We start from the raw sequence: 26,414 nt of genomic DNA, 5'->3' as shown, positions 1-26,414 counted from the left end.
CATTGTCGCGCACGGAGGATAATCGAAGGGTGCCCACCTACCGAGACGAAGCGGTGATCCTGCGCACCCACAAACTGGGGGAGGCGGATCGCATCGTCACGATGCTGTCCCGGCGGCACGGAAAGGTGCGCGCGGTCGCGAAGGGTGTGCGTCGCACCTCGTCGAAGTTCGGCTCCCGCCTCGAGCCGTTCATGGTCGCGGACGTGCAGCTCTACGAAGGCCGCTCGCTCGACATCGTGCAGCAGGCCGAGTCGCTCGGGGCTTATGGCACGGACATCGCCGCCCATTACGACCGGTTCACCGCCGCGAACGCCATGGTCGAGACGGCGGATCGGCTCAGCGACGCCGAGGCCACCCCGGAGCAGTACCTCCTGCTCGTCGGCGGGCTGCGGGCACTGTCCCGCGGCGAGCACGCCCCGCGCAGCATCCTCGACTCGTACCTGCTGCGGGTCATGTCCCTCTCCGGGTGGGCGCCGTCCCTCGAGGACTGCGCGCGCTGTGGAGCCCCGGGGCCGCACTCCGTCTTCGTCGCGCAGCTCGGCGGCCTGGTCTGCCGTGCCGACGCGCCCGCCGGGAGCCCCCGGATCGCCGAGAAGACCCTGACGCTGCTGCTCGCGCTGATCCGCGGGGATTGGGACCTCATCGACGCCGCCCCGCACGCCGACACGGCGGCTGCATCCGGCCTCGTCGCGGCGTATGCCCAGTGGCACCTGGAGCGCGGCATCCGCTCGCTCGCGCACGTCTCGTCCACCCCCGGAGAAGGAGCACGGTGAGCCCGAAGCCCTACACGCACAAGGACGCGGTGCCCTACCGGCCGATCGACTGGACGGGCGTGTATCCGCCCGCATTCCCCGCCGTCCCGGAGCACGTCGCCATCGTCATGGACGGCAACGGCCGCTGGGCGAACCGCCGGGGGCTCAACCGCATCGAGGGGCACAAGGCAGGGGAGGAGGTGCTGCTGGACGTCGTCGCCGGCGCGATCCAGGCCGGCGTGAAGCACCTCTCCGTCTATGCGTTCTCCACCGAGAACTGGGCTCGTTCGCCGGAGGAGGTCCGCTTCCTCATGGGCTACAACCGCGATGTGCTGCACCGCCGTCGCGATCAGCTCAACGAGTGGGGCGTGCAGGTCCGGTGGGCCGGGCGCAAGCCGCGCCTGTGGGGCAGCGTCATCAAGGAGCTGCAGTATGCCGAGCAGCTCACCCGCCACAACGACGTGCTCACCCTCACCATGTGCGTCAACTACGGCGGACGGATCGAGCTCGTCGACGCGATGCGAGCGATCGCGGCCGATGTCGCGGCCGGGCGGGTGAAGCCGAACGCGATCAGCGAGAAGATGATCCGCCGGCACCTGTACGTGCCGGACATGCCGGACGTGGACCTGTTCCTGCGCAGCTCGGGGGAGCAGCGCACCTCGAACTTCCTGCTGTGGCAGTCGGCCTACGCCGAGATGGTGTTCCTCGACACGCTGTGGCCGGACTTCTCCCGCGAGGAGCTCTGGCGTGCGATCGGGGTCTACCTCTCCCGCGACCGTCGCTTCGGCGGCGCGGTGGACACCCCGACGTCGGCCTGAGCCCGCAGCCAGCGCTCCGTCTCGCGCGGATGCGTCAGCCGCACGATCGTGAGATGCGGGAAGCGCTCCTCCACCTGGGGGAAGCGCTCGGTCCATTTGTGGAGCGTCGCGGTCTGCCACGCCAGGATGCTCTCCTCCGGCGTGCTCTCCACCATCCGCCAGATCGGCTTTTCGACGTTCCCGTTCCACATCCGGGTGCGGAGGATGCTGCGGCTGAGGGTGCGTCGGAGCAGACGCGACCGCACCACGCGGTACGGGTAGTCGAGCCAGACCGCGAGCTGCGCCCTCGGAGTCAGGATCTCGTCGGTGCCCTTGCTCGTGTACTGCCACTCGGTCACCCAGCGCGCGTCCGCCGCGAAGGCGCGCACGTCGTCGAGGAACTCCGCCCGCGGGGTCCACTCCGGACCGTGGAACAGGCCGTCGATCTCCACGTGCCGCAGCTCCCAGAGCACGGCGAGTCGCCGGGAGAGTGTCGTCTTCCCCGAGCCGGTGACACCGGCGACGAGCACGCGCTCGGGCCGGAAGGGAAGCGGATCATCGGCGGAGAGCATCCGAGGATTCTACTGACGGAATACGTCGGACGCGCGGGCGGTTGATGATCGTGTGACTGAACCCATCTCCATCGACATCTGGTCCGACATCGCCTGCCCCTGGTGCTACATCGGCAAGCGCAACCTCGAGAAGGGTCTCGAAGCCGTCGCGGCCGATGACGATGCTCCGCAGGTCACCGTCACCTTCCACTCGTTCGAGCTCTCGCCCGACACCCCCGTCGACTTCGACGGCGACGAGATCGACTTCCTCTCCGGTCACAAGGGCATGCCGCGCACGCAGGTCGAGCAGATGCTGGCCAACGTCACGAACGTCGCCGCGAACGCGGGCCTGCAGTACCGGTTCGACCTGCTGCAGCACACGAACACCGTGAAGGCGCACGAGCTGCTGCACTTCGCGAAGGCCGAGGGGCGCCAGCACGAGATGGAGGAGCGGCTCATGTCCGCGTACTTCACCGAGGGCAAGCATGTGGGGCGCATCGACGACCTCGTGGCCCTCGCGGCCGAGGTCGGCCTCGATGCCGATCGCGCCCGCGCCGCGCTCGAGAGCGAGCAGTACCTCGCCGATGTCCGCCAGGACCAGGCGCAGGCTCGCGCGTACGGGATCCAGGGCGTGCCGTTCTTCGTGGTCGACGGTCAGTACGGCATCAGCGGCGCGCAGCCGCCTGCGGCGTTCGAGAACGTCATCCGCGACCTCTGGGCGCAGCGGAGCGCTGCCGTCGAGGCCTGACCCGCTCCGGCAGGCGACGGCGGGGACCCCGGGTCGGGGGTCCCCGCCGTTTCGCTGCCTGGCCTCAGATGCGCTGCTGGCGGGGGCCGAGGGGCAGCGGCTTCATCGGCTGATCGTTCGCGGTCAGGTCGATGCCCAGGTCCCTGGCGTAGACGACCCTGGTGGTGATCGCGACGTCCTCGCCGGTCTCCTTCAGCTCGAAGACCCGGCCCCCACGCATGCGGTTGCGCTCGGCGCCGGAGAGGCCGTACGCGCCGAAGCCGGTTCCCGGGGCGTATCCGAGCATCACGCCGTAGTAGTCGCCGACGTAGTCGTTGATGTGATCGTGTCCGACGAACACGCCCTTCACGTCGCCGCGCTCGAGGATCGCGTTGAACATCCCCGAGTTGAACGGACCGGGGCATTCGTCCTCGTTGCGCTCCCCGACGATGCCGTGACGGGCCTTGCCGCGCGCGGCGTCGGCCCCCGTGCGGGTGTCGACGCCACCCCACCACATGAAGCGGTGCTCCCACAGCGCGATGTGCAGGAACATGAGCCCGGGGACCTTGCGGCCGCGGCGCTGCTCCAGACGCTGTGACTGCTCGCGGTACCACGCCACCTGGTCCATGCGCAGCCAATCCCACGCGGGGTAGCCGGCGAAGTCCTGGCCGTCGATGGCATCCGGCGCGTACCGGCCCGAGTCCATCAGCCAGAGCGCGAACGCCTCCCGGTTCTTCTTCGCAGCGGAGCCGATCGTGACGATCGTGTTGCTCGTGCCCGTCACGCCGCGGGTGTTCTCGGCGTTCACGTTGTACTCGTACGAGCGGTAGATCTTCAGCATCCCCGCTTCATCGACACCGGACTGCGGCAGCGAGTCCTCGTCGTGGTTGCCATAGGTCACCGCCCATGGGATGCGGCGGGACTCCATCGGCATGACGACGTTGTTGATCGCCTGCTTCACGGCCAGCCGCGTCTCGCACCCGCCGGTGATCACGTCGCCGTTGATGACCACGAAGTCCGGCTTCTCCTGGTCGAGCACCTTCTCCATCAGCTCGACGGTGCGGCGGTCGGTGAGCTCGTCGTCCTGCGTGTCGTTGAACTGCACGACCTTGAAGGTGCCGTCGGCGCGGAAACGCAGGTTCCGCCGCTGTCCGGTGCCGGGCGAGGCGGGAACCGTCGCCGCTGCGGCGGGCGCGGTGCCGAGGGGGAGGGTGGTGCCGAGTGCACCGAGTGCTCCCGCGGTGAGGACGGTTCGCCGGCTGATCGGCAGTCGGTCGGGCATGCGTGGTCTCCTTCGTCTTCGGGCGGATATCGCCGCCGCGAGACTAGGGACGTCAGATGTCGACGGGGAGGCCGGCAGGTGAACGGAGGGACTCAGCGGGGGAGAGCGGCCTCGATCGCCTCGACGATCTCCGGCGCATCGGGCTTCTGCTTGGGACGGAAGCGCAGCACGTCGCCGTCCGGCAGCACGAGGAACTTCTCGAAGTTCCACTCGACGCGGCCGGCCTTGCCACCCGCGTCCGGCGTCTCCTTGAGTGCCTTGTAGAGCTCCGCGGCGTTCTTGCCGTTGACCTTGACCTTGTCGTTCACCGGGAAGGAGACGCCGTAGGTCGTGGAGCAGAACTCGAGGATCTCGTCGACCGAACCGGGCTCCTGGCCGAAGAACTGGTTGCAGGGGAACCCCACCACCGTGAAGCCGCGGTCGCCGAATCGGCGCTGCAGCTCCTCCAGCTGCTCGTACTGCGGGGTGAGGCCGCACTTGGAGGCCACGTTCACCACGAGCACCACATCGGCACCCAGATCGTCCAGAGTCTTCTCCTGCCCCTGGGCATCGGTGAAGGGGATCGAACGGAGCGCGGAATCGGTCATATGCACAGCTTAGGTCGCCGCATCCCCACCGGCTCCGGGTCTGGGAGAATGGACACGCCATGACTGTCGCCACCGCCCCCGCCCGCCCGCTCCGCATCGGCCCGATCGACCTCGACGTGCCGGTCGTCCTCGCGCCGATGGCCGGGATCACGAACACGGCGTTCCGGCGCCTGTGCCGGGAGTACGGGGCCGGCCTGTACGTCAGCGAGATGATCACGTCGCGCGCCCTCGTCGAGCGCAACGAGACCACCATTCGGCTGATCCGGCACCACGAGTCGGAGACGCCGCGCTCGATCCAGCTCTACGGCGTCGACCCGAAGACCATCGCCGAGGCCGTCCGCATCATCGTCGCGGAAGACCACGCCGACCACATCGACCTCAACTTCGGCTGCCCGGTCCCCAAGGTGACCAGGAAGGGCGGCGGGGCGGCCCTGCCGTGGAAGTCGAAGCTCTTCGCGGACATCGTCGATCAGGCGGTGAAGGCCGCCGGCGACATCCCGCTCACGGTGAAGATGCGCAAGGGCATCGACCGCGACCACCTCACCTTCCTCGACGCCGGCCGCGCCGCAGAGGATGCGGGAGCCGCAGCCGTCGCCCTGCACGCGCGCACCGCGAGCGAGTTCTACTCCGGACACGCCGACTGGAGTGCGATCGGCGAGCTCAAGCAGGCGGTGACCAGCATCCCCGTGCTCGGCAACGGCGACATCTGGTCGGCCGAGGACGCCGTGCGGATGATGGCGGAGACCGACTGCGACGGCGTGGTCGTCGGCCGCGGATGCCTCGGACGGCCGTGGCTGTTCGGGCAGCTCGCCCTCGCCTTCGGCGGAGACGGCAAGACGGTCGATGCGACCCTCGGCTTCGTCGCCGACGCCTTCCGCCGGCACGCGGAGCTGCTCGTCGAGTTCTTCGAGGACGAGGACCGCGGCTGCCGCGACATCCGCAAGCACGTCTCCTGGTACTTCAAGGGCTACCCGGTCGGCGGCGACATCCGGACGGGTCTGGCGACTGCGTCGAGCCTGCAGGAGATCGACGACCTCCTCGGACGGCTCGACCGTGCGGCACCGTACCCTGGTGCGGACGCCGAAGGGCAGCGCGGACGCGCGGGGCACCCGAAGAGGACCGCTCTTCCGGAGAAGTGGCTGGAGTCGCGCGAGCTCGCCTCGTCGGCCTCGGAAATGATGCGTGGAGCGGAGATCGAGAACAGTGGCGGATGACCCCCGGGTCGGCGCACGCGCCGACGGCTATGACGCGCGCGACGCGGAGCGCTTCTTCGCGGAGACCCATCGCTCGGAGCGGGACGATTTCGCCCGCGACCGTGCCAGGGTGCTGCACTCGGCCGCGCTCCGACGGCTCGCCGCGAAGACCCAGGTGCTCAGCCCCGCCAGCACGGCCGACTTCGCCCGCAACCGCCTGACGCACTCGCTCGAGGTCGCCCAGGTCGGCCGGGAGCTCGCCGCCGCCCTCGGGGTCTCGGCGGACGTGGTCGACACCGCGTGCCTGAGCCACGACCTCGGTCACCCGCCGTTCGGTCACAACGGCGAGCGGGCGCTGAACGAATGGGCTGAGGCCATCGGCGGCTTCGAGGGCAACGCCCAATCGCTGCGCATCCTCACGCGTCTGGAGGCGAAGGTGCTCGACGGGGGCGGCTCCTCCGTCGGTCTGAACCTCACGCGGGCGACGCTCGACGCGACCTGCAAGTACCCGTGGACGGTCGACAGTCCCGTCCCCGACCCGGGGGGCCGGCTCAAGTTCGGCGTGTACCCGGAGGACGAGGCCGTGTTCCGCTGGATGCGCGACGGAGCGCCGGGGCGGCTGCGCTGCATCGAGGCCGAGATCATGGACCTCTCCGACGACATCGCCTACTCGGTGCACGACTTCGAGGACGCGATCGTCAACGGCTACGTCGACGTCGCGCAGCTCGCCGATCCCGCTGCCCACGAGGCCCTGCTCAGCCGGATCCAGCAGTGGGTCGGTTACGACTTCACGCGTGATGAGCTCGCCGATGCGCTCTACCGGCTCGCCTCGCAGCCGATGTGGCTGGCGTCCTTCGACCGCTCCCGACAGGATCTTGCGCGGCTCAAGAACCTCACCAGCGACCTCATCGGCCGGTTCGCACGGGCGGCGGTCTCCGCCACGCGCGAGGCGTTCGGAGGCACGCGGCTGGTCCGCTACAACGCGCATGTCATCGTGCCGCGCGTGGTCGAGGTCGAGATCGCGGTGCTCAAGGGGATCATGGGTCAGGCGATCGTCACGATCGACGCCAGGAAGGGTGTCTACAAGGAGCAACGGCGGGTGCTCAAGCGGCTGGCCGACGCCCTGTGGTCCACCGACACCCTGTGGTCTGCCGGCGCCGACGTGCTGGAGCCGGCCTTCGCTGCCGACTTCGTCGCGGCGGAGAGCGATGCGGAGCGGGCGCGGGTGGTCGTCGATCAGATCGCGAGCCTGACCGATCAGAGCGCGATCGACTGGCACAACCGGCTGGTCGGGGAGATCGACCCGGCGGAGGTCGGCATCTGGACGCCGCGTCATGCGCGCCCCGGCGCGCGCACGCGTGTCGAGAGGCGGCCCGTCGCAGAAGGCGCGCGCTGATGCCCCGCATCCGTCAGGCCGACGTCGACGAGGTCAAGGCCCGCACCAACATCGCCGACATCGTGGGGGAGCGGGTCGCGCTCAAATCCGCGGGCGTCGGCTCCCTCAAGGGCCTGTGCCCGTTCCACGACGAGAAGAGCCCCAGCTTCCACGTCCGGCAGCAGGTCGGCTACTACCACTGCTTCGGGTGCGGGGAGTCGGGCGACGTCTACTCCTTCCTCCGAGCGATGGATCACGTCAGCTTCACGGAGGCGGTCGAGCGGCTCGCGGGCCGCATCGGCTACACGCTCCACTATGAGGACGGGGGTGCGGCGCCGGAGACGAGCGGCCGCAGCCGGCTCTACGCGGCGAACACGGCCGCCGCGGAGTTCTTCCGCTCCCAGCTGCTGTCGCCCGATGCCGAGGCCGCCCGCCGATTCCTCGGGGAGCGCGGTTTCGATGCGGGCGCGGCGGCGCACTTCGGCGTCGGCTTCGCCCCGCGGGGCTGGGACGGCATGCTCAAGGCGCTGACCTCCCAGGGATTCACGCGGGAGGAGCTGAGCACCGCGGGCCTCGTCTCGACGGGACAGCGCGGCGTGTACGACCGGTTCCGGGGGCGCCTGGTCTGGCCGATCCGGGATGTGTCGGGGCAGACGATCGGCTTCGGCGCCCGCAAGCTCTTCGACGACGATCAGGGCCCCAAGTACCTCAACACTCCCGAGACACCGATCTACAAGAAGGCCCAGGTCCTCTACGGGCTCGACCTCGCCAAGCGCGACATCGCGCGCGGCGACCCCCGCCGGGTCGTCGTCGTCGAGGGGTACACCGACGTGATGGCCTGTCACCTCGCGGGCCTGACGACCGCGGTCGCGACCTGTGGGACGGCGTTCGGCGCCGAGCACATCAAGGTGCTCCGGCGGGTGATGGGCGATGACAACGCGTCCGGTGAGGTCGTCTTCACGTTCGACGGCGACGAGGCGGGACAGAAGGCCGCACTGCGGGCGTTCACGGAAGACGACAAGTTCAACGCCCAGACCTTCGTCGCGGTCGCGCCCGACGGCCTCGATCCGTGCGACCTCCGGCTGCAGCGCGGCGACGCGGCGGTACGCGGCCTCATGGACGCGAAGCAGCCCATGTTCGAGTTCGCGATCGACCGCAAGCTCGCCGGCTTCGATCTCGCCACCGTCGAGGGCAGGGTCGGTGCTCTCCGTGCCGCGGCCCCGATCGTCGCGGAGATCCGCGACCGGCTGCTGCGCCCCGGGTACGAGCGGGTGCTGGCGCGCCGGCTCGGCATGGATCCGACCGAGGTGCACGGGGAGGTGGAGCGTGCCGCCCGTGGGGCGCAGTCCGCCGCGCCCCAGACGCGTCGAGAGAGCACGCCGCGGGTCGACCCGTCCACAGGCGCTCCCGTGGTCGCTGCGGTCACACTGGCCAGCCTGCCCCGCTCACCCGACGTCGCCGTGGAGCGCGACGCGCTCATGGGGGCTCTGCAGTACGGACACCAGGTCGATGCGGCGCTGCTGACCCGGGCTCTCGCCGAGCCGTTCCGCACACCCGGCCTCGACGCGGTGCGCGAGGCGGTCGCGGCCGCGCCCGACCGCAGCCGCCCCGGGTGGGTGACGGACGCGGTGAACAGTGTGCGCGAGCCCTACCGCTCCCTCGCCGGCGAGCTGTTGATGACGCCGTTCCCGGCACGGGATGAGGCCGGAGCGGTGGCCTCCGCGACCGATCTCGCGCGACGCCTGGTGCTGCGGCAGCTCGAGCACGAGAAGCAGGAGCTGCTGGGCGCGGTCCAGCGCGTCCCTGCGGACTCCGACGGCGGGCGCGCGCTGCGGGTGCGGCTGCGGGACATCGACGTGGAGCGCCAACGCTTCTTCGCCGAGTCGTAACCGGAACGGTCCCGGACGAGACGGCAGGATGGACATATGCCCCGCACGCCCGAATCCTCGAACGCGATCGAGTGCTCCGATCTGGTTATCGACCGGATCGGTCACGGCGCGCCCAATCGCGCGGTCGACGGCGTGACGTTCTCGCTCGCTCCCGGGGGGCTGATCTGCGTCGCGGGACCGACCGGCTCGGGCAAGTCGACCCTCGTCGCCGCGCTCGCGGGCTCGACCGATCCCTCGGTGCGCGTCGTCGGCGGCCGGGCACAGGTCTGCGGCATCGACATCCGCCGCCCAGGCCGCAAGCACCGCATCCTCACCTACCGCACGGGCTTCGTGCCCCAGGGCGCCGGGGCGGACCTGCCGCCGCAGCTGACGGTCAACGAGGTCATCGCCGAGCCGATCCTCATCCGGGAGAAGCGCGTCAACACCCGCGCGCTCTCGATCCGCGTGGCGACGCTCCTCGATGAGCTCCACCTGCCGCTCGGGACCGCGGCGAAGTTCCCGTACGAGCTCAGCGCGGGGATGCGGCAGCGCGTCGCGATCGCCCGCTCGTTCGTGCTGGAGCCGCGCGTGCTCATCGCCGACGAGATCCTCGCGAACCTCGATCTGGAGGTGCGACCGGTCGTCTTCGACGCCATCACCCGGCGTCGCAAGGAGGAGGGGATGGCTGCGCTCCTGGTCACCAACGACGCGGACTTCATCCGGGAACTCAACGCCGAGACGCTCATGCTGCGTGGGGGCCATGTCGTCGCGCGCGGCGTCGGGAAGGACCTGCTGTGGGTGCCCAATGCGGAGTCGGATTCACGCCGCTGAGCGCGACACGCCCGACGGCCGCGGAAGGTGCCCCAGTGTCACGAACCGCGTCCGGAGTTTGCTAAGCTTGACGAGTTGCCCGCACAGCGGCGCACATTCCTCGGTAGCTCAATTGGCAGAGCAGCCGGCTGTTAACCGGCAGGTTCTTGGTTCGAGTCCAAGCCGGGGAGCCAACGAGAGAAGCCCCCTCCACGGAGGGGGCTTCTCTCGTATCCGGACCGCACGACCGCGCCGGACGCAGAGAAAGAGCCCCTCCACGCGGAGGGGCTCTTCTCTGCGGGGAGCGTCGTTCAGCCGACGCCCTCCATGGCACTCGTCTCGGTGTTGCCGATCCGGGCGATCACGTCAGGGCGGCGACGGGCGAGGTAGGCGTACCGGGTCAGCGCGAGGGCGACGGTGACGAGGAACACGTACGGGATCACGTTGTACGGGAAGGCCGGCACCGGCCACACGTTCGCGAAGAAGACGTACGCCATCGTCACGACCGCGACCGTGGCGCACACCTTCACGAGGCCGTTCCGCATCTTCGCCCGCTGCGTGTAGACCACACAGGCGATGGCGACGAGGGCGTAGGCGACCATGTAGCCGTAAGTGCCCCAGGTGTTGACCCAGACGAGGATGTCGCCCGTCGCGGCTCCCGCGACCAGCAGCACGATGTCGACCGTGATCGCCGCAGCACCGGCGAGGATGAGCACGCGGTGCGGCGTGAGGTGCTGCTCGTGCGTGCGGCCGAAGCGCTCGGCGACGACGCCTTCCTTGCCCATCACGTAGACGATGCGACCGATCACGTTGAGCGGGGCGACGACCACGGCGAAGAACGACGCGGACACACCGAAGGTGAGCACGGCCGCGAACCAGCCCGGCATGCCGATGAGGGCGGACATGCTCTCCAACGGGCTCGCGGCGGTGGCGAGGTCGTCGCCGAGCACCGCGATCTGCGTGTAGGCGGCGAAGACGTAGAGCACGCCGACGCCGAGGGCGCTCCACATGATCGCGCGGGGGATCGCCTTGTACGGCTCCTTGGCCTCGCGCCCCAGGGCGTCCGCGGAGGAGAAGCCCACGAAGCCCAGGATGCCGAGCACCATGCCGGACGCGATGCCCTGGAACGAGGAGCCGGTCGCGAGCACCTGCGCGGGGTCCCAGGCGGAGGGCCCCGCCCACGCGAGCGCCGCGATCAGCAGCACGAGGATGATGCCCACCGACAGGAGCTCGAGGACGAGCGAGACCCGGGCGGAGAGCCGGATGCCGCGGATCGTGAAGAGGGTCGCCAGGCCACCGAGCAGGATCGCCAGGCCGACATCCCACCCCAGGCCCTGCGCGGGCAGGCCCAGCATGCTCAGGAACTGGCCCATGTAGCTGACCGAGCCGCTGAGGGAGGCGGCCGCGATGCCGAAGCAGCCGATCAGCAGCGTCACGCCGGCGAGGAAGGCGCCGAACGGCCCGAGACCCTTGGAGACGTAGGTGTAGAGCGAGCCGGCGGAGGCGTGCTTGCGGGCGAACACCACCACGCAATAGCCGACGCACAGGATCACGACCGTGGCCAGGGCGAAGGCGTAGATGGTGCCGTTCCCGGCGCCGAGGAAGATGGCGGCGGCCGTGAAGGCGATGACGGCGCTGGGGGCGATGTTGGCGATGGCCTGGGCGGCGAGCTCGGGTCCGCTCATGACGCCGGTGCGGAGCCCGGCATCCTGCGGGGCGCCGGGCGGGGCGACGACGGTGTCTGACATGGTTCTCCTGGATTCGGGTTTCAGGGATGGGCCGCGCGCGGCGGTCAGGGGATGAGGAGGGTGCGGAGGGCCGAGCCGCCGTCGAGGTCGTCCAGCGCGGCGGCGGCCTCGGACAGCGGTCGGCGGCCCGAGATCAGGGGGTCGATCTTCAGCTGCCCGTCCATGTAGCGGTCCACGAGTGCGGGGACGTCGATCGACGGTCGCACCGAGCCGTAGTTCGAGCCGAGGATGCGCTGGTCGGCCTCGGCGAGGACGAGCGGCTCGAACGAGGCACGCGCCCCTGTGGGCGGCAGTCCGACGATCACGGCGGCGCCGCCGAGTCCGAGCATCTGGATGGACTGCTCGGTCGTGGAGGTGCGCCCGATCGCGTCGAAGGCGTAGTCGACGCCGTCCGGGATGAGCTCGCGCAACTGGGCCACCGCGTCGCCCTGGGAGGCGTCGATGCGATCCGTGGCGCCGAACTGCAGCGCCATCTGCGTCTTCTCCGGGCGCACGTCGATCGCGACGATACGCTCGGCGCCGGCGAGACGGGCTCCCTGGACGACGTTGAGGCCGACGCCGCCGCAGCCGATGACGGCGACGGTCGACCCCGGCTCGACGGCGGCGGTGTTGAGAACGGCGCCGACACCGGTCGCGACGGCGCAGCCGACGACGGCGATGACGTCGAGGGGCGCGTCGTCGCGGACCTTCACGGCTCCGGACGCGGGGACGACGACCTCTTCCGCGAACGACGAGACACCGAGGTAGTGGTGCAGCTGCTCGCCGTCGAGGCTCAGCCGGGAGGTGCCGTCGAAGAGGACGCCCAGCGGCGCGACCACGGTCGCGACCTTCTGGCACCGCGCCTCGTGGCCGGCGCGGCAGTACCGGCACTCGCCGCACGGCGGCACCCAGCTCAGCACGACGTGGTCGCCGACAGCGAGGGTGGTGACGCCTTCGCCGAGCTCGGTGACGACGCCGGAGCCCTCATGGCCCATGACCAGGGGAGCGGCCGCATCCCACTCGCCGCGCTTGACGTGCAGGTCGGAGTGGCAGACGCCGGCAGCGGCGATGCGCACGCGCACCTCACCGGCGCGGGGCGGGGCGAGGTCGACGTCGACGAACTCGATGGGCGACTGGGGGTCGCGGAAGACAACAGCTTTCATGACATCCTTCGGGAAGTGGGGATGCGCACGATGCTAGGAGAGAGCGGAACTCCTCGGCATCCGACAGATATGTGAAGAGAACGGCTGCTCTTCGACAATCTGTATGATCGGAGGGTGGCTCGTGACGTCGCCTCGGTGGCCCGATATCTCCGCGCGGAGCTGCTGCCCGGCGCCGTTCCCGGTGCGCGGCCCGTCAACGCGGTCGTGCCCCTCGACGACTTCGGTCCACCGGTGGATCCGCTCCATGCGACGCTCGTCGTGGCCGAAGAGACCGCGCTCTTCGGCGTCGCCGGCGACCGGCGCGCCGCGCTGGGGGAGGCCGTGGCGGTCACGAGCGACGACAGCCCCCGTCTTCGCGAAGCCGTGCGGGACGCGGGGATCACCGCGATCGTCGGGGTGCCGATGCCGCCGTCGCTGCTGGTCCCGACGCTGACCTCGCTCCTCGCGGTCGATCAGGCGGCGGAGGCCCGAGCGATCACATCGGCGATGCGGGTGCTCACACTGGCGGCGCGACGCAGCGGCATCACCGGCGTCATCGCCGAGCTCGCGCACCGCATCGACGGGTGGGCGGTGCTGCTGGACCGGCACGGTGAGGTCATCACGACGGCGGGTGCCGGAAGCCTGCACATCGACGACGCGATCGCGGTCGCCGTCGGCAGGCCGGTGCGGGTGCGGCATCGCGCCCTCCAGGTGCACCCGGTCGGTCCCGGTCAGGACATCAGCGCGCAGCTCGTGACCGCTCCGCGTAACGACAGCTCCGGCCGCGGTCGGGAACTGAGCTCGCAGGCCGCGGCGCTGCTCGATCTGCTCATGCGCACGAGGGACAGCAGTCAGCTGGAGCGCCTCGGCCGCTCGATGATGTTCGAGACCGTGCGCGAGGGAGGGGAGGAGGCCACTCGTCTGCTCCGCCGCTGGGGCGTGCACGAGCGCGTGCTGGTGGGGTTCGCCCTCGCCTCCCGTACCAGCGGTGTCGACGTCGAGCATCTGCTCGGCCTCTGGCTCGACGAGCTGGGCGCGGAGCACGTCTTCACGTCGCAGCGGGGAATCGTCCAGGGCGTCGTGCGCGAGGACCATGCCGACCAGATCGCGCATCGCGCCAGGGCGTTCGCCTCGACCCTCTATCTCGGCCTCGGCCGACCGGCGGGCACCGATGCTCTCGCGCGCAGCATCGACGAGGCGCGGCACGCCTGCGAAGCCGCGCGCACCGGGGGCGAACGCGTGGTCCGCTACGAGGCCATCCCGACGGTGTCGTTCGTGCTCGGGGCGCTGGACAGCGATCAGACCGGCCGCCTCGCCCGACTGCTCGATCCGCTGCGCGCCGCCGAGAGGCCGGCCGAGCTGCTGGACACCCTCCGAGTGTTCCTCGCGACGAACGGAGCCTGGAGCGAGAGTGCGGCGCGACTCCGCATCCACCGGCAGACGCTGACGACCCGCGTCAGACGGATCGAGGATCTGATCGGACTCTCCCTGAGCGATCCGGATGACCGCGTCGCGGCGTGGCTCGCGCTGCGCGCCTCCGACGACTGACCCACGACCCGGACGACGAAGGGCCCCGCCTGATGGCGGAGCCCTTCGTGGAGATGCCGTCGGATCAGCGTGCGGCGCCCTTGAGCGATCCCTCGACCTGGCCGGCCGGGTCGATGATGATGCACTGGATCACGCGGTCGTTGGCCTGCTCCCACGAGTCCTTGCTGGGGGTGAGCGTGGTCACGTCCAGCGCGGACTCCTGGTAGGAGACGCCGACGAAGGAGGTGTACGCGTCGCCGATGCAGCCCTCGGAGGCGGCGCTGATGGCGTCCTCCGAGTAGTCGCCGTCGTCCATCTTGATCTCGTAGAAGACCTCTTCGTCGTGGGGCTCGGAGCACGGCACGACGTTCGCGTCGGTGAGCATTCCGGAGCCGGTCTCGAGCATGCAGTCGCCGAGCTTCACCGAGAAGACGTCGATGTTCGCGCTCTCGGTGACCTGGCCGGTCTCCTCGTCGCGGTCAGCGTCGGCGCGACCGCCGCCGAGGATGCTGTTGATCGCGCTGCAACCGGTGAGGGCGAGCGAGACGGCGACGGCCGAACCGGTGAGCACGAGTGCGCGACGGGTGCGCGACTTCATCATGGATTTCCCCTTCAGAGCGTGACGCGGGGCATGCTGAATATCCCCGCCGCGAACACGCTATAGTGCCCGGAGTCTATGACGCAACTTGAAGGATGCTGTGCGTGGGCTGAATGCGATCAGCCCTCGAGGTCGTCGACGCCGGGGAGCCAGCTGGCACCCGGTCGCCCCCAGCCGCGCTTGCGGGCGATCTTCTGCGTGGTCTTCCAGTCGGAGTCCGAGAGGCGATCGATGTAGAGCACGCCGTCGAGGTGGTCGAACTCGTGCTGCATGATGCGGGCGCGCCAGCCGTCCACCTCGAGCGTGACGGGGCCACCGTCCAGGTCCGTCGCCGTCACGCGCACGCGGTCGGACCGGCGCAACGGGAACCGCTCACCGGGGAAGGACAGGCAGCCCTCGGACTCCAGCTCGGGGTCGGGAGCGCCCGGCTCCGGAGGCGTCATCCACAGCTCCGGGTTGATGAGGACACCGCGCCAGGGCTGGTCGTCGTCGTCGACGTACGAGTACGTGTAGATCCGCAGAGGCACCCCGACCTGCGGAGCGGCGAGGCCGACGCCGGGCGCGGCGTCCATGGTCTCGAACATGTCCGCGACGAGGGTGCGGATCTCGTCGGTGATGGCCTCGACGGGGGAGGCGGGGGAGTGCAGGACGGGATCGCCCATGATGCGAATCGGAAGGACAGCCACGTCACAACCCTAGTCGGCGGCACTCTCCGGGTAGGGTCGTACTGTGAGCGCAGGGGTGTGGATGGGGACGGTCGAGGACGTCGGCGACCAGCTGGTCGGAGCGTTCCAGAACCCCGGCCTGCTCCTGGGCATCCCGCTGGCCCTCGCCGGCGCGGTGTTCATGTCGCTCGGGGCGCAGTACCAGCACCGGGGCGTGGAGAAGGTCGAGCGGCTCAGTGGCTCCGACGGCGCCGCCGGCCTCAGCTTCGATCAGCTCAAGCGGCTCTTCACGCGACCATCGTGGGTGGTCGGGACGCTCATGCTGGGTCTCGCGATCGTCTGCCAGCTCGCCGCCCTCGTCAAGGCGCCGCTGATCGTGGTGCAGCCGCTCGGTGCCATCGCGCTGGTCATCACGACGCTGCTGAACGCCCGCATCACCGGTCACGCTCCCACGCGGCAATCCCTCACGGCGATCATCGCCTGTGTCGGCGGCATCTTCCTCTTCGTGTTCTTCGCCGCGATCTACGCCACGGAGAAGGAGGTCACGGACCGCGAGCTGTTCGTCATCCTCGCGATCCTGCTCGTCGTGATCATCGTGCTCGGGGCATGCTGGCTGATCCTCCGGCACCGGATGCGGGCGCTGTTCTACATCATCGGCGCCGGCATCCTCTACGGTTTCGTCGCCACCCTCGCGAAGGTCATCATCAAGCGGATCGAGGCGGGCCAGTTCGAGTGGATCACCGCGGTCTGCCTGCTCGCGCTGCTCTCGGCGGGCGCGGTGGGTGCGTACTTCGTGCAGACCGCCTACAGCTCCGGTCCCCCTGACCTCGTCATCGCGGGCCTGACGGTCGTCGACCCCATGGTGGCCGTGCTCATCGGCATGCTCGTGCTCGGCGAGGCCGCGGCGGCGCCGTGGTGGGTCTTCATCATCTTCGGAGTCGCCGGCGGCATCGCCGTCTGGGGTGTCGTCGGGCTCGCCCGGTTCCATCCGCAGGTCCTCAGCGAGAGCCAGGACCTCGGCATCACCAGGGGGAGTGATCCCGTGGCCCCGCCTGCGGCGCCGTCATCGGGCGCGCCGGAGCAGTCGGACCCGCGCGAGACGCGCGACCCCGACGCTCAGTAGGCCTGGTCGATGAGGTCGGGTGAGACCTCGGATGCCGCCGCCTCGTCGACGAAGAACACCGTCCGCTTGCGTCCCTTCGCCCCGGCTGCCGGAACGCTCGTGTAGCTGGCGCCGGCGAGAGCGAGGCCCAGCGCGGAGGCCTTGTCGGCACCGGTCAGGACCAGCCACACGCGCTTGGAGGCATTCAGCACAGGGCGGGTGAGGGTCACCCGCTCGGGCGGAAGCTTGGGGGAGTCCCGCACCGGGAGGGCCGCGGCGTCGGTCACGGTGACCTCCTCGCGGTCCGGGAAGAGCGAGGCGATGTGACCGTCGGGACCGACGCCGAGGAAGCACACCGCGAACGACGGCCACGGGTGCTCCTCGGTGCCGAAACGGGCGAGCTCGGCGGCATACGCGGCGGCGGCTTGATCGAGGTCGAGTCCGCTGTCGGAGCCGGCGACCTCGTGCACGTTCTCCGCCGGGACGTCGATGTGGTCGAGCAGCGCCTCTCGGGACTGGAGCGCGTTCCGATCCGCGTCGTCCCGAGGGACGTACCGCTCGTCGCCCCACCAGAAGTGGACGAGCGACCAGTCGATCTCGGCGGCTCGCGGATTCTCCCGTACAGCGCGCAGCACGGCGCCGCCCATCGACCCGCCGGTCAGGGCGATGTGAGCCAGCCGGCCGTTGCGTGTGCGCGCGCGGACGCGGGTGAGGAAGCGATCGGCGACCCGGAGGGCGAGGGTGGTCGGGGTGGATTCGACCACGACCCGCTTCTCTGCGGACGATCCCGGCATCGAGGTCACTCTCCTGTCTCGGGCGGACCGAGTTTCTCCCAGCCCTCCGTGATCACTCGACCGTACAGGACGTCGGGGTCGAGCCGGCGCAGCTCCTCGGCAAGGCACTCGCGCAGCGTGCGCCGCGGCAGGTGGAGGTCGTGGTCAGGCTGGTCGGGCTGGGTGAGCACGGCCACGCCCGGCGACGGCCGCTCGAGCAGGATGTCGCCGGACTCGCGCGTGAGGCGCACCGACTTGATGCCCTCCTGCCAGTGCTCCGGGTCCTCGTACGACCACCGGACCGGGACGTCGAGTGCCATCTGCAGCCAGGCGGCGAGCAGCGCCGTGGACGGCGAGGCGCTCGCCCCGCGGACCTCGACGGCGGTGATGGTCTCGTACGGCGGCTGGTCCAGCACCGCGGCCAGCTGCTCGCGCCAGTGCGTCAGGCGCGTCCAGGCCAGGTCGGTGTCGCCCGGGGCGTGCGTGCGCCCGAGGAGCGCGAGCCGGTCGCGGACGTCGGGGGACGTCGCGGCGTCGGTGATCCGGCGCTGGGCGATCCGGCCGAGAGGCGACGTCGCCGGAGCGGTGGGAGCCTCATCCGGCCACCACGCCACCACCGGCGCGTCGGGGAGGAGCAGACCGGTGAGGAGGCTCTCCTCGTTGCTCGCGGCGTCGCCGTGCGCGTGCAGCACGACGACCTCGCTCGCACCGGCGTCGCCGCCCACGCGGATCTGCGCGTCCAGTCGGGACTCGCCGTCGCCGGTGGTCAGCACGATCACGCGCATCGGGTGCTCGCGCGACGCATCGTTCGCGGCATCGATGGCGGCCTCAGCGACCCCCTTGCGGGCCGAGATGACGAGGGTGAGGACGCGGCCGAGGGCGACGGCGCCGCCCTCCTCGCGCACCTTGACGAGCTGCTTCGCGACCTGGCTGACGGTCGTGTCGGGAAGGTCGATGATCACGGGCGTCTCCAGACTCGTCCGTCGCGGGCCAGCAGGTCGTCGGCCGAGGCCGGTCCCCACGAGCCGGGCGCGTACTGCTCCACCGGACCGCCCTGGGCGGCCCAGTACTTCTCCACCGGGTCGAGGATCTTCCAGGAGAGCTCGACCTCCTCATGCCGCGGGAACAGCGGCGGGTCGCCCAGGAGGACGTCGAGGATCAGACGCTCGTACGCCTCCGGGCTCGCCTCCGTGAACGCGTGGCCGTAGCCGAAGTCCATCGTCACGTCGCGGACGTTCGTCCCGTTGCCCGGCACCTTCGAGCCGAAGCGGATCGTGACGCCTTCGTCGGGCTGCACGCGGATCACGAGCGCATTCTGACCGAGCTCCGAGGCGTTGCCGCGGCCGAACAGGTGCTGCGGTGCGCGGTTGAACACCACCGCGATCTCGGTCACGCGTCGGCCCAGGCGCTTGCCCGTCCGCAGATAGAACGGCACGCCGGCCCAGCGCCGGGTGTCGATCTCCAGCTTGATCGCCGCGTAGGTCTCGGTCGTCGACTCGGGGTCCATCCCGTCCTCGTCGAGGAAGCCGGTGACCTTCTCACCGCCCTGCCAGCCTCCGGCGTACTGCCCGCGCGCGGTGGCGAGGGACAGATCCTCCGGCACGTGCACCGCGGCGAGGACCTTCTCCTTCTCTGCTCGCAGATGCTCGGCGGAGAGGCTGATGGGCTCCTCCATCGCCGTGAGCGCGAGGAGCTGGAGCAGGTGGTTCTGGATGACGTCGCGTGCGGCGCCGATCCCGTCGTAGTACCCGGCGCGACCGCCGACGCCGATGTCCTCGGCCATCGTGATCTGCACGTGATCGACGTAGTTGCGGTTCCAGATCGGCTCGTACAGCTCGTTGGCGAAGCGCAGCGCGAGGATGTTCTGCACCGTCTCCTTGCCGAGGTAGTGGTCGATGCGGAAGATCGAGTCCGCAGGGAACGCGACCTCGAGGGCGGCGTTGAGAGCGCGGGCCGACTCGAGGTCGTGCCCGAACGGCTTCTCGATGACGACGCGCCGCCAGCGCTCGTCGTCGTCCGCGTCCTCGCCCACGAGGCCCGAGTCCTTGAGCTGCTTCGCGACGAGCGGGAAGTCCTTCGGCGGGATGGAGAGGTAGTAGGCGTGGTTGCCCATGGTCCCGCGCTCCACGTCGAGCTTCTCGACGGTCTCCCGCAGCTTGCGGAAGGAGTCGGGGTTGTCGAACTCGCCGGAGACGAACCGGATGCCCTGGAGCAGCTGCGTCCAGGTCTCCTCGCGGAACGGCGTGCGGGCATGCTGCTTCACCGCGTCGTAGACGACCTGGGCGAAGTCCTGGTCCTCCCAGTCGCGGCGGGCGAAGCCCACGAGCGCGAAGCCGGGCGGCAGCAGTCCTCGGTTCGCGAGATCGTAGACCGCCGGCATGAGCTTCTTGCGGGACAGATCACCCGTCACGCCGAAGATCACGAGGGCGCTGGGCCCCGCGATCCTGTTGAGACGACGATCGTCGGGGTCGCGCAGCGGGTTGTGCCCGCGCGAGATGGGTACAGACATCGGTGGGGGCTCTCCTGCGATTACTTCTGTGCGGCTTCGAACAGGGCGAGCACGTCGTCCGAGGACTCGGTGATCGTCAGCGAGACGACGGGCCGTCCGTGCTCCGCGAGCACACCCGCGTCGCCGGCTGCCTGCGCCTGGATGAGCTGCCCGAACGTGAACGGGCGGTCGGGGATCTCGAGGTCCACGTCCGTGCGCTCCAGGATCTGCAGGAACACGCCCTGGGCGGGGCCGCCCTTGTGGTACTGGCCCGTGGAGTGCAGGAAGCGCGGTCCCCAGCCGAACGTGGTCGGGCGCCCCGAGTCGGCGGCGACGAGTTCGCGCAGACCCTGGAGCTGCGGCACCTCGAGGCGGTTGACGTACGCCTGGATCGACACGTAGCCGTCGGCGGGGAGCTGCGCCCAGAGAGCGTCCAGCACGCCTTCGACCGTTCCCGACGCGGCGAGGGCGGGGTCGGAGACCCGGACCTCGACACCGTTCTCGACGAACGCGGGAGCCGTCGGCTCCGGGCGGGCGTCGAGCAGACCTCGGGCGGCGACCTTGGCCGACTCGACGTCGGGCTGGTCGAACGGATTGATCCCGAGGAGGTGCCCGGCGATCGCCGTGGCGTACTCCCAGACGATGAACTGCGCGCCGAGCGTGCCGCTGACGAGGATCTCGCCCTCGTGCCGCTCGTGCAGGTGGAACTCGTTGGCGTCGTCGACGAGACGCACGATCTGGAGGTCGGCGGGGACCGGGTCGAGCTCCGGCGAGACAGGGAGCAGGACGACCGGGAGGATGCCCGTGCCCTCCTTGCCCGTGGACTCGGCGATCAGCTGCTCGATCCAGTCCGGCAGCCCCTTGATGTGCGTGCCGTCGGTGATCAGACCCAGCTTGTCGCGGCGGGGGCTCGTGGCGGCGATCGCGGCTCCGAGACGGAGTGCGGGGTTGTCGGCGGAGTCCACGGCGACCTCGAGCAGCGAGGCCTCGGCCTCGTCCAGGAGCTCGTCGATGTCGACGCCGGCGAGTCCCGAGGGGACGAGGCCGAAGGCGGTCAGCGCCGAGTAGCGGCCGCCCACGTTCGGGTCGGCGTTGAAGACCCGGTAGCCGGCCTCGCGTGCCGAGGTGTCGAGCGGGGAGCCGGGGTCCGTGACCACGACGATCCGCTCGGTGGGATCGATGCCGAGGTCGCGGAAGGCGGCCTCGAAGGTCCGGCGCTGCGAGTCGGTCTCGACCGTGGAGCCCGACTTCGACGACACGACGAGGACCGTCTCCGCGAGACCCTCGTCGAGGGCGGCGAGCACCTGACCCGGGGCGGTGGAGTCGAGGATGGTGAGCGGGACGCCGGAGGTCTGCGCGATGACCTCGGGGGCGAGCGAGGAGCCGCCCATCCCGGCGAGGACCACGCGGGTGACGCCCTTCGCCGCGAGCTCCTCGCGCAGCGCGACGATCTCGGCGACGAGCGGGCGGGAGACCGACACGGCCTCGACCCAGCCCAGGCGCACCGCGGCTTCGGCCTCGGCGGCCGGGCCCCAGAGCGTGGCGTCGCCACCGGTGATGCGGGAGGCGACGAGGTCGTGGACCAGGGCCGGCACGGTCTCGTCGATGGCGACGCGCGCCGCGCCCGATGCGTGGATGGCGAAGGTCATCGCTGTGCCTCCAGAGCCTCGGTGACCTGCGCGAGCAGATCGTGCCAGGAGTCGATGAACTTCGCGACCCCCTCCTCCTCGAGCACCTCGGTCACGGCGTCGAAGTCGACGCCCACCTCGGCGAGCCCGGCGAAGACCTCGCGGGCCTCCTCGTAGCCGCCGGTGATGGTGTCTCCGGTGACGACGGCGTGGTCGAACGTCGCCTCGAGGGTCTTCTCCGGCATCGTGTTGACGACGCCGTCTGCGACCAGTTCGGTCACATACAGCGTGTCGGGGAGGTTCGGGTCCTTGACGCCGGTCGAGGCCCACAGCGGACGCTGGAGGTTCGCACCGAGCGCGAGGAGGTCCTGTGCGCGCTTCTCGGCGAACTTCTGCTCGAACAGCTCGTAGGCGAGGCGCGCGTTCGCGAGACCGGCCTTGCTCTTGAGCGCCTCCGCCTCGGGGGAGCCGATCGCCGACAGACGCTTGTCCGTCTCGGTGTCGACGCGCGAGACGAAGAACGAGGCGACCGAATGGATGCTGGACAGGTCGAAGTCGCCGCTGTGCGCGCGCTCCAGTCCCGTCAGGTAGGCGTCGATGACCTCGGCGTAGCGCTCCAGGCTGAAGATGAGCGTGACATTGACGCTGATGCCGTTCGCGATCGCCTCGGTGATCGCGGGGAGCCCCGCCTTCGTGGCCGGGATCTTGACCAGGAGGTTGGGGCGGTCGACGGTCTTCCACAGCTCCTTGGCCTGCGCCACGGTGCCGTCGGTGTCGTGGGCGAGGTCGGGGGAGACCTCGATCGAGACGCGACCGTCGACGTGGCCGGACTCCTCCCACACCGGGCGGAAGACGTCGAGCGCGGCACGGACGTCCTGGGTCGTCGCGGCGAACACGGCGTCCTCGGCGGAAGCTCCGGACGCGGCGAGCTCGGTGACCTGCGCGTCGTAGGACGTGTCGTTCTTGTCCGTGATCGCGTTCGCGAAGATGGTCGGGTTCGTGGTGACGCCCACGACGTTGCGCGACGCGATCAGCTCGGCGAGGTTGCCGGAGGAGATGCGGGTGCGCGAGAGGTCGTCGAGCCAGATGCTGACGCCGGCGGCGGCGAGCTGGGCGGTGGGGGTGCTCATGCGTTCTCCTTGATGGTCTCGCGGGCGGCCGCGACGACGGCCTCGGTGGTGATGCCGAACTTCTCGAAGAGGGTCTTGTAGTCGGCGGAGGCGCCGAAGTGGTCGATGCCGACCGAGCGACCGCGGTCGCCGACGATGCCGCGCCACGTGAGCACGGAACCGGCCTCGACCGACACGCGGGCGGTGACGGACGACGGCAGCACGCTCTCGCGGTAGGCCTCGTCCTGCTCCGCGAACCACTCCAGCGAGGGGGCGGAGACGACGCGGACGTTCACGCCCTCGCCGGCCAGCACCTCGCGGGCGTTCACCGCGAGCTGCACCTCGGAGCCGGTCGCGACGATGATGACGTCCGGCGTGCCGCCGGGCGCCTCGGCGAGCACATAGGCGCCCTTGACGGCCTGGGCGGCGGAGGCGAACGTGTCGCCAGAGGCCTCGCCCTCGCCGCGCGGGAACACCGGGATGTTCTGGCGGGTCAGCGCGATGCCGGCCGGTCCCTCGTGGCGCCGGAGGATCTCGAGCCACACGGCGGCGGTCTCGTTGGCGTCCGCCGGACGGACGACGGCCAGGTTCGGGATGGCGCGCAGCGTCGCGAGCTGCTCGATCGGCTGGTGCGTCGGACCGTCCTCGCCGAGGGCGACCGAGTCGTGCGTCCAGACGAAGATGCTCGGCACGTTCATCAGCGCCGCCAGGCGCACGGACGGGCGCATGTAGTCGCTGAAGATGAGGAACGTGCCGCCGAAGGCGCGCGTCGGGCCGTGCAGCATGATGCCGTTGACGATCGCGCCCATCGCGTGCTCGCGGATGCCGAAGTGCAGCACCCGGCCGTAGGGCGTGCCCGACCACTCGTGCGTCGACCACTCGGCGGGGATGAACGACGGCGCGTCCTTGATCGTGGTGAGGTTCGACTCGGCGAGGTCGGCCGAGCCGCCCCAGAGCTCGGGGAGCTGCGCGGCCAGCGCGTTGATGACCTGGCCGGACGCGGCGCGGGTGGAGACGTCCTTGCCGGCCTCGAAGACCGGGAGGGCCTCCGCGATGTCGGCGGGGAGCTCGTGCGCCTCGACGCGGTCGAGCAGGGCCTTGCGCTCGGGGTTGGCGGCGGCCCAGGCGTCGAACGACTCCTGCCAGGCGGCGCGGGCCTCGGCGGCGCGCTCCGCGAGGCCGCGGGTGCGCTCCAGCACGTCGTCCGCGACGACGAAGGTCTGCTCCGGGTCGAACCCGAGGACCTTCTTGGTGGCGGCGAGCTCGTCGGCGCCGAGCGCCGAGCCGTGGATCTTGCCGCTGTTCTGCTTGCCGGGTGCCGGCCAGCCGATGATGGTCTTGAGGATGATGAGCGACGGCTTGTCGGTCTCGCCCTTGGCGGCCTCGATCGCGGCGTGGAGCTCGGCGACGTCCTCGACGTATTCGCCGGTCTTCTTCCAGTCCACGGTCTGCACGTGCCAGCCGTAGGCCTCGTAGCGGGCGGCCACGTCCTCGGTGAAGGCGACGTTGGTGTCGTCCTCGATCGAGATCTGGTTGGAGTCGTAGATCGCGATGAGGTTGCCGAGCTGCTGGTGACCGGCGAGCGAGGAGGCCTCGCTGGTCACGCCCTCCTGCAGGTCGCCGTCGCCTGCGATCACGTAGACGAAGTGGTCGAACGGGCTCGTGCCCGCCGCGGCCTCCGGGTCGAAGAGGCCGCGCTCGTAGCGGGCGGCGTAGGCGAAGCCCACCGCGGAGGCGAGGCCCTGGCCCAGCGGACCCGTCGTGATCTCGACGCCCTTGGTGTGGCCGTACTCGGGATGGCCGGGCGTCTTCGAACCCCACGTGCGGAGCGCCTTGAGGTCGTCGAGCTCGAGGCCGAACCCACCGAGGTAGAGCTGCACATACTGCGTCAGCGACGAGTGGCCGACCGAGAGGATGAAGCGGTCGCGGCCGAGCCAGTCGGTGTCGGTCGGGTCATGCCGCAGCACACGCTGGTACAGCAGATAGGCGGCGGGGGCCAGACTCATCGCCGTGCCGGGATGACCGTTGCCGACCTTTTCGACCGCATCGGCCGCCAGGATCCGGGCGGTGTCCACCGCGCGTCGATCGATCTCGTCCCACTGCAATTCCGACACGTTCATGCCCTTTCCGACAGTTTCGAGGGCGCCGGTATTCCCTGGCGCATCCGCAACTTCCCTGGCGCATCCCGCATCGTCCGGGGACGGGCGGGTGTGTGCGCAGCACCGGGCGCGCGAGTGCTCTCAGCATAGCGGTGACGGTCCCGGCGGCCGGGGGCCGGAAGGCGCGGAAGGCGTCACGGCGTGTCATACACTGGAGAGGTTGTCCGGTAACGCGCGCGGAGGAGGCGATCGAGATCTCGACGATGTCTGATCAGACCGTACGGAAGTCGTCCATCGGTCGCACGGTGAGCGCCTACGTGACTCTGACGAAGCCCCGAGTCCTCGAACTCCTCCTCGTCTCGACCGTTCCGGTCATGTTCCTCGCGCAGGGTGGGCTGCCCGATCTCTGGCTGGTCCTCGCGACCGTCATCGGTGGGTCCATGAGCGCCGGTTCCGCCGGCGCGTTCAACATGTACCTCGATCGCGACATCGACGCGCACATGCACCGTACGGAGAACCGCCCGCTCGTGACCGGCGAGGTCAGCCCGCGCGGTGCCCTGATCTTCTCGTGGACGCTCGCGATCGTGTCGACCGTGTGGCTCTGGTTCACCACGAACTGGCTCACGGCGGTCCTGTCGGCCTCCGCGATCTTCTTCTACGTCGTGATCTACACGATGATCCTCAAGCGCCGTACCGAGCAGAACATCATCTGGGGCGGCATCGCGGGCTGCTTCCCGGTCCTCATCGGCTGGTCCGCCGTCACCGGATCGCTCGACTGGCCCGCCTTCGTCCTGTTCCTGCTCGTCTTCCTCTGGACGCCGCCGCACTACTGGCCGCTGTCGATGAAGTACAAGGACGACTACGACGACGTCGACGTGCCCATGCTCGGCGTCACCCGTAACGCGTCGCAGGTCGGCCTGCAGGTCATCCTGTACGCGTGGGCCACGGTCGCCTGCTCGCTGCTGCTCGTGCCGATCGCCGGCATGGGCCTCGTCTACACCGTCTCCGCCCTGGTGTTCGGCGGCTGGTTCATCTACGAATCGCACCGCCTGTACAACCAGGCGGTGCGGGGGACCGAGGCGCGGCCGATGCGGGTCTTCCACGCCTCGATCACTTACCTGACGCTGCTGTTCGTCGCCGTGGCGATCGACCCGCTGCTGCCCTTCTGACCCTCGTCGGCCTGGGGCTCCGCGGACGCCGGCTCCGCATCGGCCTGCGGCTCTGCGAACTCTGCGGCGGCGGTCGGGAGAGCGGGCTCCTCGCGCGGGTCTGAGACCGTCTCGGCCGTCTCGTCCTGGATGATCGACGCCTCCTGCTCGACGGCTGGCGCGGCGGTGACGGGGGTGGCGACCAGCGTGCGCGCGGCGACGAGGACGAGCGACAGGAGCAGGCCCACCAGGCCCGCGCCGAGGACGACGGCGCCGACGACGACGAGCGACTGACCGACGTACACCTCGACACCGGTGGCGGTGCCGTCCATCAGGGTCGTGGTCATCGTGCCGACCTGTCCGGCGATCATCCAGCCGCCGACCCCGACCGCGGCGAGGGAGACGACGATGAGGAGCCAGAACCCGGCGCTGCGGGTGAGTGTCTTGTTCATGTCGACCACGATGG

At 70.2% G+C, this 26,414-nt stretch carries 24 protein-coding genes and 1 tRNA gene; 11 read left to right on the top strand and 14 right to left on the bottom strand.

From position 1 onward, the window contains the following. Window positions 1-29 precede the first annotated feature (29 nt). Together recO and RI211_RS09740 are read left to right on the top strand one after the other, a co-directional pair. Window positions 30-773, top strand: coding sequence for a DNA repair protein RecO (gene recO, locus RI211_RS09745; RefSeq protein ID WP_315637665.1), 744 nt, complete (start codon window positions 30-32; stop codon window positions 771-773). Beyond that, a complete protein-coding gene (locus RI211_RS09740) occupies window positions 770-1,570 on the top strand; it encodes an isoprenyl transferase (RefSeq protein ID WP_315637666.1) in 801 nt (266 codons plus the stop codon). Before recO ends, RI211_RS09740 begins: the two co-directional genes overlap by 4 nt. Here RI211_RS09740 and RI211_RS09735 read toward each other — a convergent pair. Then, window positions 1,513-2,121, bottom strand: a complete 609-nt coding sequence (locus RI211_RS09735) for an AAA family ATPase (RefSeq protein ID WP_315637667.1) — start codon at window positions 2,119-2,121, stop codon at window positions 1,513-1,515. The two genes, RI211_RS09740 and RI211_RS09735, sit on opposite strands and share 58 nt — an antisense overlap. Window positions 2,122-2,173: 52 nt before the next feature. On the opposite strand from RI211_RS09735, the gene RI211_RS09730 reads away from it, so the two are divergent. Next, window positions 2,174-2,848 (top strand): DsbA family oxidoreductase, encoded by a 675-nt coding sequence (locus RI211_RS09730; protein WP_259952229.1) that lies wholly within the window; start codon window positions 2,174-2,176, stop codon window positions 2,846-2,848. 64 nt (window positions 2,849-2,912) lie between these two features. Here the strand turns inward: RI211_RS09730 and RI211_RS09725 are convergent, their stop codons facing one another. Together RI211_RS09725 and RI211_RS09720 are read right to left on the bottom strand one after the other, a co-directional pair. Continuing rightward, the gene (locus RI211_RS09725) at window positions 2,913-4,109 is read right to left on the bottom strand and encodes a metallophosphoesterase family protein (protein ID WP_315637668.1); all 1,197 of its coding nucleotides are present in this window, start codon (window positions 4,107-4,109) and stop codon (window positions 2,913-2,915) included. Between the two features lie 92 nt (window positions 4,110-4,201). Next, window positions 4,202-4,696, bottom strand: a complete 495-nt coding sequence (locus RI211_RS09720; RefSeq protein ID WP_187661649.1) for a glutathione peroxidase — start codon at window positions 4,694-4,696, stop codon at window positions 4,202-4,204. 59 nt (window positions 4,697-4,755) lie between these two features. On the opposite strand from RI211_RS09720, the gene dusB reads away from it, so the two are divergent. From dusB to RI211_RS09695, 5 genes are all read left to right on the top strand, one after another. After that, window positions 4,756-5,910, top strand: a complete 1,155-nt coding sequence (gene dusB, locus RI211_RS09715) for a tRNA dihydrouridine synthase DusB (protein ID WP_315637669.1) — start codon at window positions 4,756-4,758, stop codon at window positions 5,908-5,910. Further along, complete coding sequence (locus RI211_RS09710) at window positions 5,900-7,285, top strand: deoxyguanosinetriphosphate triphosphohydrolase (RefSeq protein ID WP_315637670.1); 1,386 nt, start codon at window positions 5,900-5,902, stop codon at window positions 7,283-7,285. The genes dusB and RI211_RS09710 overlap by 11 nt, the downstream gene beginning before the upstream one ends. Then, entirely contained in the window at window positions 7,285-9,153 is a 1,869-nt protein-coding gene (dnaG, locus tag RI211_RS09705) for a DNA primase (protein WP_187661646.1), read from the top strand. Before RI211_RS09710 ends, dnaG begins: the two co-directional genes overlap by 1 nt. A 36-nt stretch (window positions 9,154-9,189) precedes the next feature. Beyond that, a complete protein-coding gene (locus RI211_RS09700; RefSeq protein WP_187661645.1) occupies window positions 9,190-9,963 on the top strand; it encodes an ATP-binding cassette domain-containing protein in 774 nt (257 codons plus the stop codon). 97 nt (window positions 9,964-10,060) lie between these two features. Continuing rightward, window positions 10,061-10,136: transfer RNA gene (locus RI211_RS09695), tRNA-Asn, on the top strand. Between the two features lie 117 nt (window positions 10,137-10,253). On the opposite strand, the gene RI211_RS09690 is transcribed toward RI211_RS09695, so the two are convergent. Together RI211_RS09690 and RI211_RS09685 are read right to left on the bottom strand one after the other, a co-directional pair. Beyond that, window positions 10,254-11,690 (bottom strand): APC family permease, encoded by a 1,437-nt coding sequence (locus RI211_RS09690; RefSeq protein WP_315637671.1) that lies wholly within the window; start codon window positions 11,688-11,690, stop codon window positions 10,254-10,256. Window positions 11,691-11,734: 44 nt separating this feature from the next. Then, the gene (locus RI211_RS09685) at window positions 11,735-12,832 is read right to left on the bottom strand and encodes an alcohol dehydrogenase catalytic domain-containing protein (RefSeq protein ID WP_187661643.1); all 1,098 of its coding nucleotides are present in this window, start codon (window positions 12,830-12,832) and stop codon (window positions 11,735-11,737) included. A gap of 114 nt (window positions 12,833-12,946) precedes the next feature. Between RI211_RS09685 and RI211_RS09680 the strand changes: the two genes are divergently transcribed. Further along, window positions 12,947-14,359: a PucR family transcriptional regulator gene (locus tag RI211_RS09680; RefSeq protein ID WP_315637672.1), complete on the top strand. Its 1,413-nt coding sequence runs from the start codon at window positions 12,947-12,949 to the stop codon at window positions 14,357-14,359. Window positions 14,360-14,423: 64 nt separating this feature from the next. Here RI211_RS09680 and RI211_RS09675 read toward each other — a convergent pair whose 3' ends face one another. Then, window positions 14,424-14,939 (bottom strand): hypothetical protein, encoded by a 516-nt coding sequence (locus tag RI211_RS09675; RefSeq protein WP_071329492.1) that lies wholly within the window; start codon window positions 14,937-14,939, stop codon window positions 14,424-14,426. Window positions 14,940-15,055: 116 nt separating this feature from the next. Continuing rightward, on the bottom strand, window positions 15,056-15,622 hold the full coding sequence (gene def, locus RI211_RS09670; RefSeq protein WP_025103662.1) for a peptide deformylase: 567 nt from the start codon (window positions 15,620-15,622) through the stop codon (window positions 15,056-15,058). 61 nt (window positions 15,623-15,683) lie between these two features. Between def and RI211_RS09665 the strand changes: the two genes are divergently transcribed. Further along, window positions 15,684-16,724 carry a DMT family transporter gene (locus tag RI211_RS09665; RefSeq protein ID WP_280564430.1) on the top strand — a complete coding sequence of 347 codons (1,041 nt, stop codon included), beginning with the start codon at window positions 15,684-15,686 and terminating at the stop codon, window positions 16,722-16,724. Here the strand turns inward: RI211_RS09665 and pgl are convergent. The 6 genes from pgl to tkt are packed head-to-tail and all read right to left on the bottom strand — an operon-like array spanning window position 16,718 to window position 24,815. Further along, window positions 16,718-17,497: a 6-phosphogluconolactonase gene (gene pgl, locus RI211_RS09660; protein ID WP_315637673.1), complete on the bottom strand. Its 780-nt coding sequence runs from the start codon at window positions 17,495-17,497 to the stop codon at window positions 16,718-16,720. The genes RI211_RS09665 and pgl overlap by 7 nt on opposite strands. Before the next feature lie 5 nt (window positions 17,498-17,502). Further along, window positions 17,503-18,438 carry a glucose-6-phosphate dehydrogenase assembly protein OpcA gene (locus RI211_RS09655; protein WP_187661639.1) on the bottom strand — a complete coding sequence of 312 codons (936 nt, stop codon included), beginning with the start codon at window positions 18,436-18,438 and terminating at the stop codon, window positions 17,503-17,505. Beyond that, the gene (gene zwf / locus RI211_RS09650; protein WP_187661638.1) at window positions 18,435-19,985 is read right to left on the bottom strand and encodes a glucose-6-phosphate dehydrogenase; all 1,551 of its coding nucleotides are present in this window, start codon (window positions 19,983-19,985) and stop codon (window positions 18,435-18,437) included. The genes RI211_RS09655 and zwf overlap by 4 nt, the downstream gene beginning before the upstream one ends. A gap of 20 nt (window positions 19,986-20,005) precedes the next feature. After that, window positions 20,006-21,613 carry a glucose-6-phosphate isomerase gene (locus RI211_RS09645; RefSeq protein ID WP_315637674.1) on the bottom strand — a complete coding sequence of 536 codons (1,608 nt, stop codon included), beginning with the start codon at window positions 21,611-21,613 and terminating at the stop codon, window positions 20,006-20,008. Continuing rightward, window positions 21,610-22,722, bottom strand: a complete 1,113-nt coding sequence (gene tal, locus RI211_RS09640; RefSeq protein WP_187661636.1) for a transaldolase — start codon at window positions 22,720-22,722, stop codon at window positions 21,610-21,612. Before tal ends, RI211_RS09645 begins: the two co-directional genes overlap by 4 nt. Next, the gene (gene tkt / locus RI211_RS09635; protein ID WP_315637769.1) at window positions 22,719-24,815 is read right to left on the bottom strand and encodes a transketolase; all 2,097 of its coding nucleotides are present in this window, start codon (window positions 24,813-24,815) and stop codon (window positions 22,719-22,721) included. Before tkt ends, tal begins: the two co-directional genes overlap by 4 nt. A 248-nt stretch (window positions 24,816-25,063) precedes the next feature. On the opposite strand from tkt, the gene RI211_RS09630 reads away from it, so the two are divergent. Further along, window positions 25,064-25,969 (top strand): heme o synthase, encoded by a 906-nt coding sequence (locus RI211_RS09630; RefSeq protein WP_315637675.1) that lies wholly within the window; start codon window positions 25,064-25,066, stop codon window positions 25,967-25,969. On the opposite strand, the gene RI211_RS09625 is transcribed toward RI211_RS09630, so the two are convergent. Further along, window positions 25,915-26,400, bottom strand: a complete 486-nt coding sequence (locus RI211_RS09625) for a hypothetical protein (RefSeq protein ID WP_315637676.1) — start codon at window positions 26,398-26,400, stop codon at window positions 25,915-25,917. The genes RI211_RS09630 and RI211_RS09625 overlap by 55 nt on opposite strands. Window positions 26,401-26,414: the final 14 nt, after the last annotated feature.

It is taken from the genome of Microbacterium meiriae, assembly GCF_032364335.1.
Lineage (GTDB): Bacteria > Actinomycetota > Actinomycetes > Actinomycetales > Microbacteriaceae > Microbacterium > Microbacterium meiriae.
This window is presented reverse-complemented; position numbering and strand designations above follow the sequence as displayed.

Coding starts and splice junctions, on each gene's coding strand:
- RI211_RS09690 (WP_315637671.1), bottom strand. CDS start 11,690: ATGTCAGACACCGTCGTCGCCCCGCCCGGCGCCCCGCAGGATGCCGGG.
- tal (WP_187661636.1), bottom strand. CDS start 22,722: ATGAGCACCCCCACCGCCCAGCTCGCCGCCGCCGGCGTCAGCATCTGG.
- RI211_RS09735 (WP_315637667.1), bottom strand. CDS start 2,121: ATGCTCTCCGCCGATGATCCGCTTCCCTTCCGGCCCGAGCGCGTGCTC.
- dnaG (WP_187661646.1), top strand. CDS start 7,285: ATGCCCCGCATCCGTCAGGCCGACGTCGACGAGGTCAAGGCCCGCACC.
- RI211_RS09665 (WP_280564430.1), top strand. CDS start 15,684: ATGGGGACGGTCGAGGACGTCGGCGACCAGCTGGTCGGAGCGTTCCAG.
- RI211_RS09725 (WP_315637668.1), bottom strand. CDS start 4,109: ATGCCCGACCGACTGCCGATCAGCCGGCGAACCGTCCTCACCGCGGGA.
- RI211_RS09645 (WP_315637674.1), bottom strand. CDS start 21,613: ATGACCTTCGCCATCCACGCATCGGGCGCGGCGCGCGTCGCCATCGAC.
- dusB (WP_315637669.1), top strand. CDS start 4,756: ATGACTGTCGCCACCGCCCCCGCCCGCCCGCTCCGCATCGGCCCGATC.
- RI211_RS09675 (WP_071329492.1), bottom strand. CDS start 14,939: ATGATGAAGTCGCGCACCCGTCGCGCACTCGTGCTCACCGGTTCGGCC.
- RI211_RS09720 (WP_187661649.1), bottom strand. CDS start 4,696: ATGACCGATTCCGCGCTCCGTTCGATCCCCTTCACCGATGCCCAGGGG.
- RI211_RS09700 (WP_187661645.1), top strand. CDS start 9,190: ATGCCCCGCACGCCCGAATCCTCGAACGCGATCGAGTGCTCCGATCTG.
- zwf (WP_187661638.1), bottom strand. CDS start 19,985: ATGTCTGTACCCATCTCGCGCGGGCACAACCCGCTGCGCGACCCCGAC.
- RI211_RS09630 (WP_315637675.1), top strand. CDS start 25,064: ATGTCTGATCAGACCGTACGGAAGTCGTCCATCGGTCGCACGGTGAGC.
- RI211_RS09625 (WP_315637676.1), bottom strand. CDS start 26,400: ATGAACAAGACACTCACCCGCAGCGCCGGGTTCTGGCTCCTCATCGTC.
- RI211_RS09685 (WP_187661643.1), bottom strand. CDS start 12,832: ATGAAAGCTGTTGTCTTCCGCGACCCCCAGTCGCCCATCGAGTTCGTC.
- pgl (WP_315637673.1), bottom strand. CDS start 17,497: ATGCCGGGATCGTCCGCAGAGAAGCGGGTCGTGGTCGAATCCACCCCG.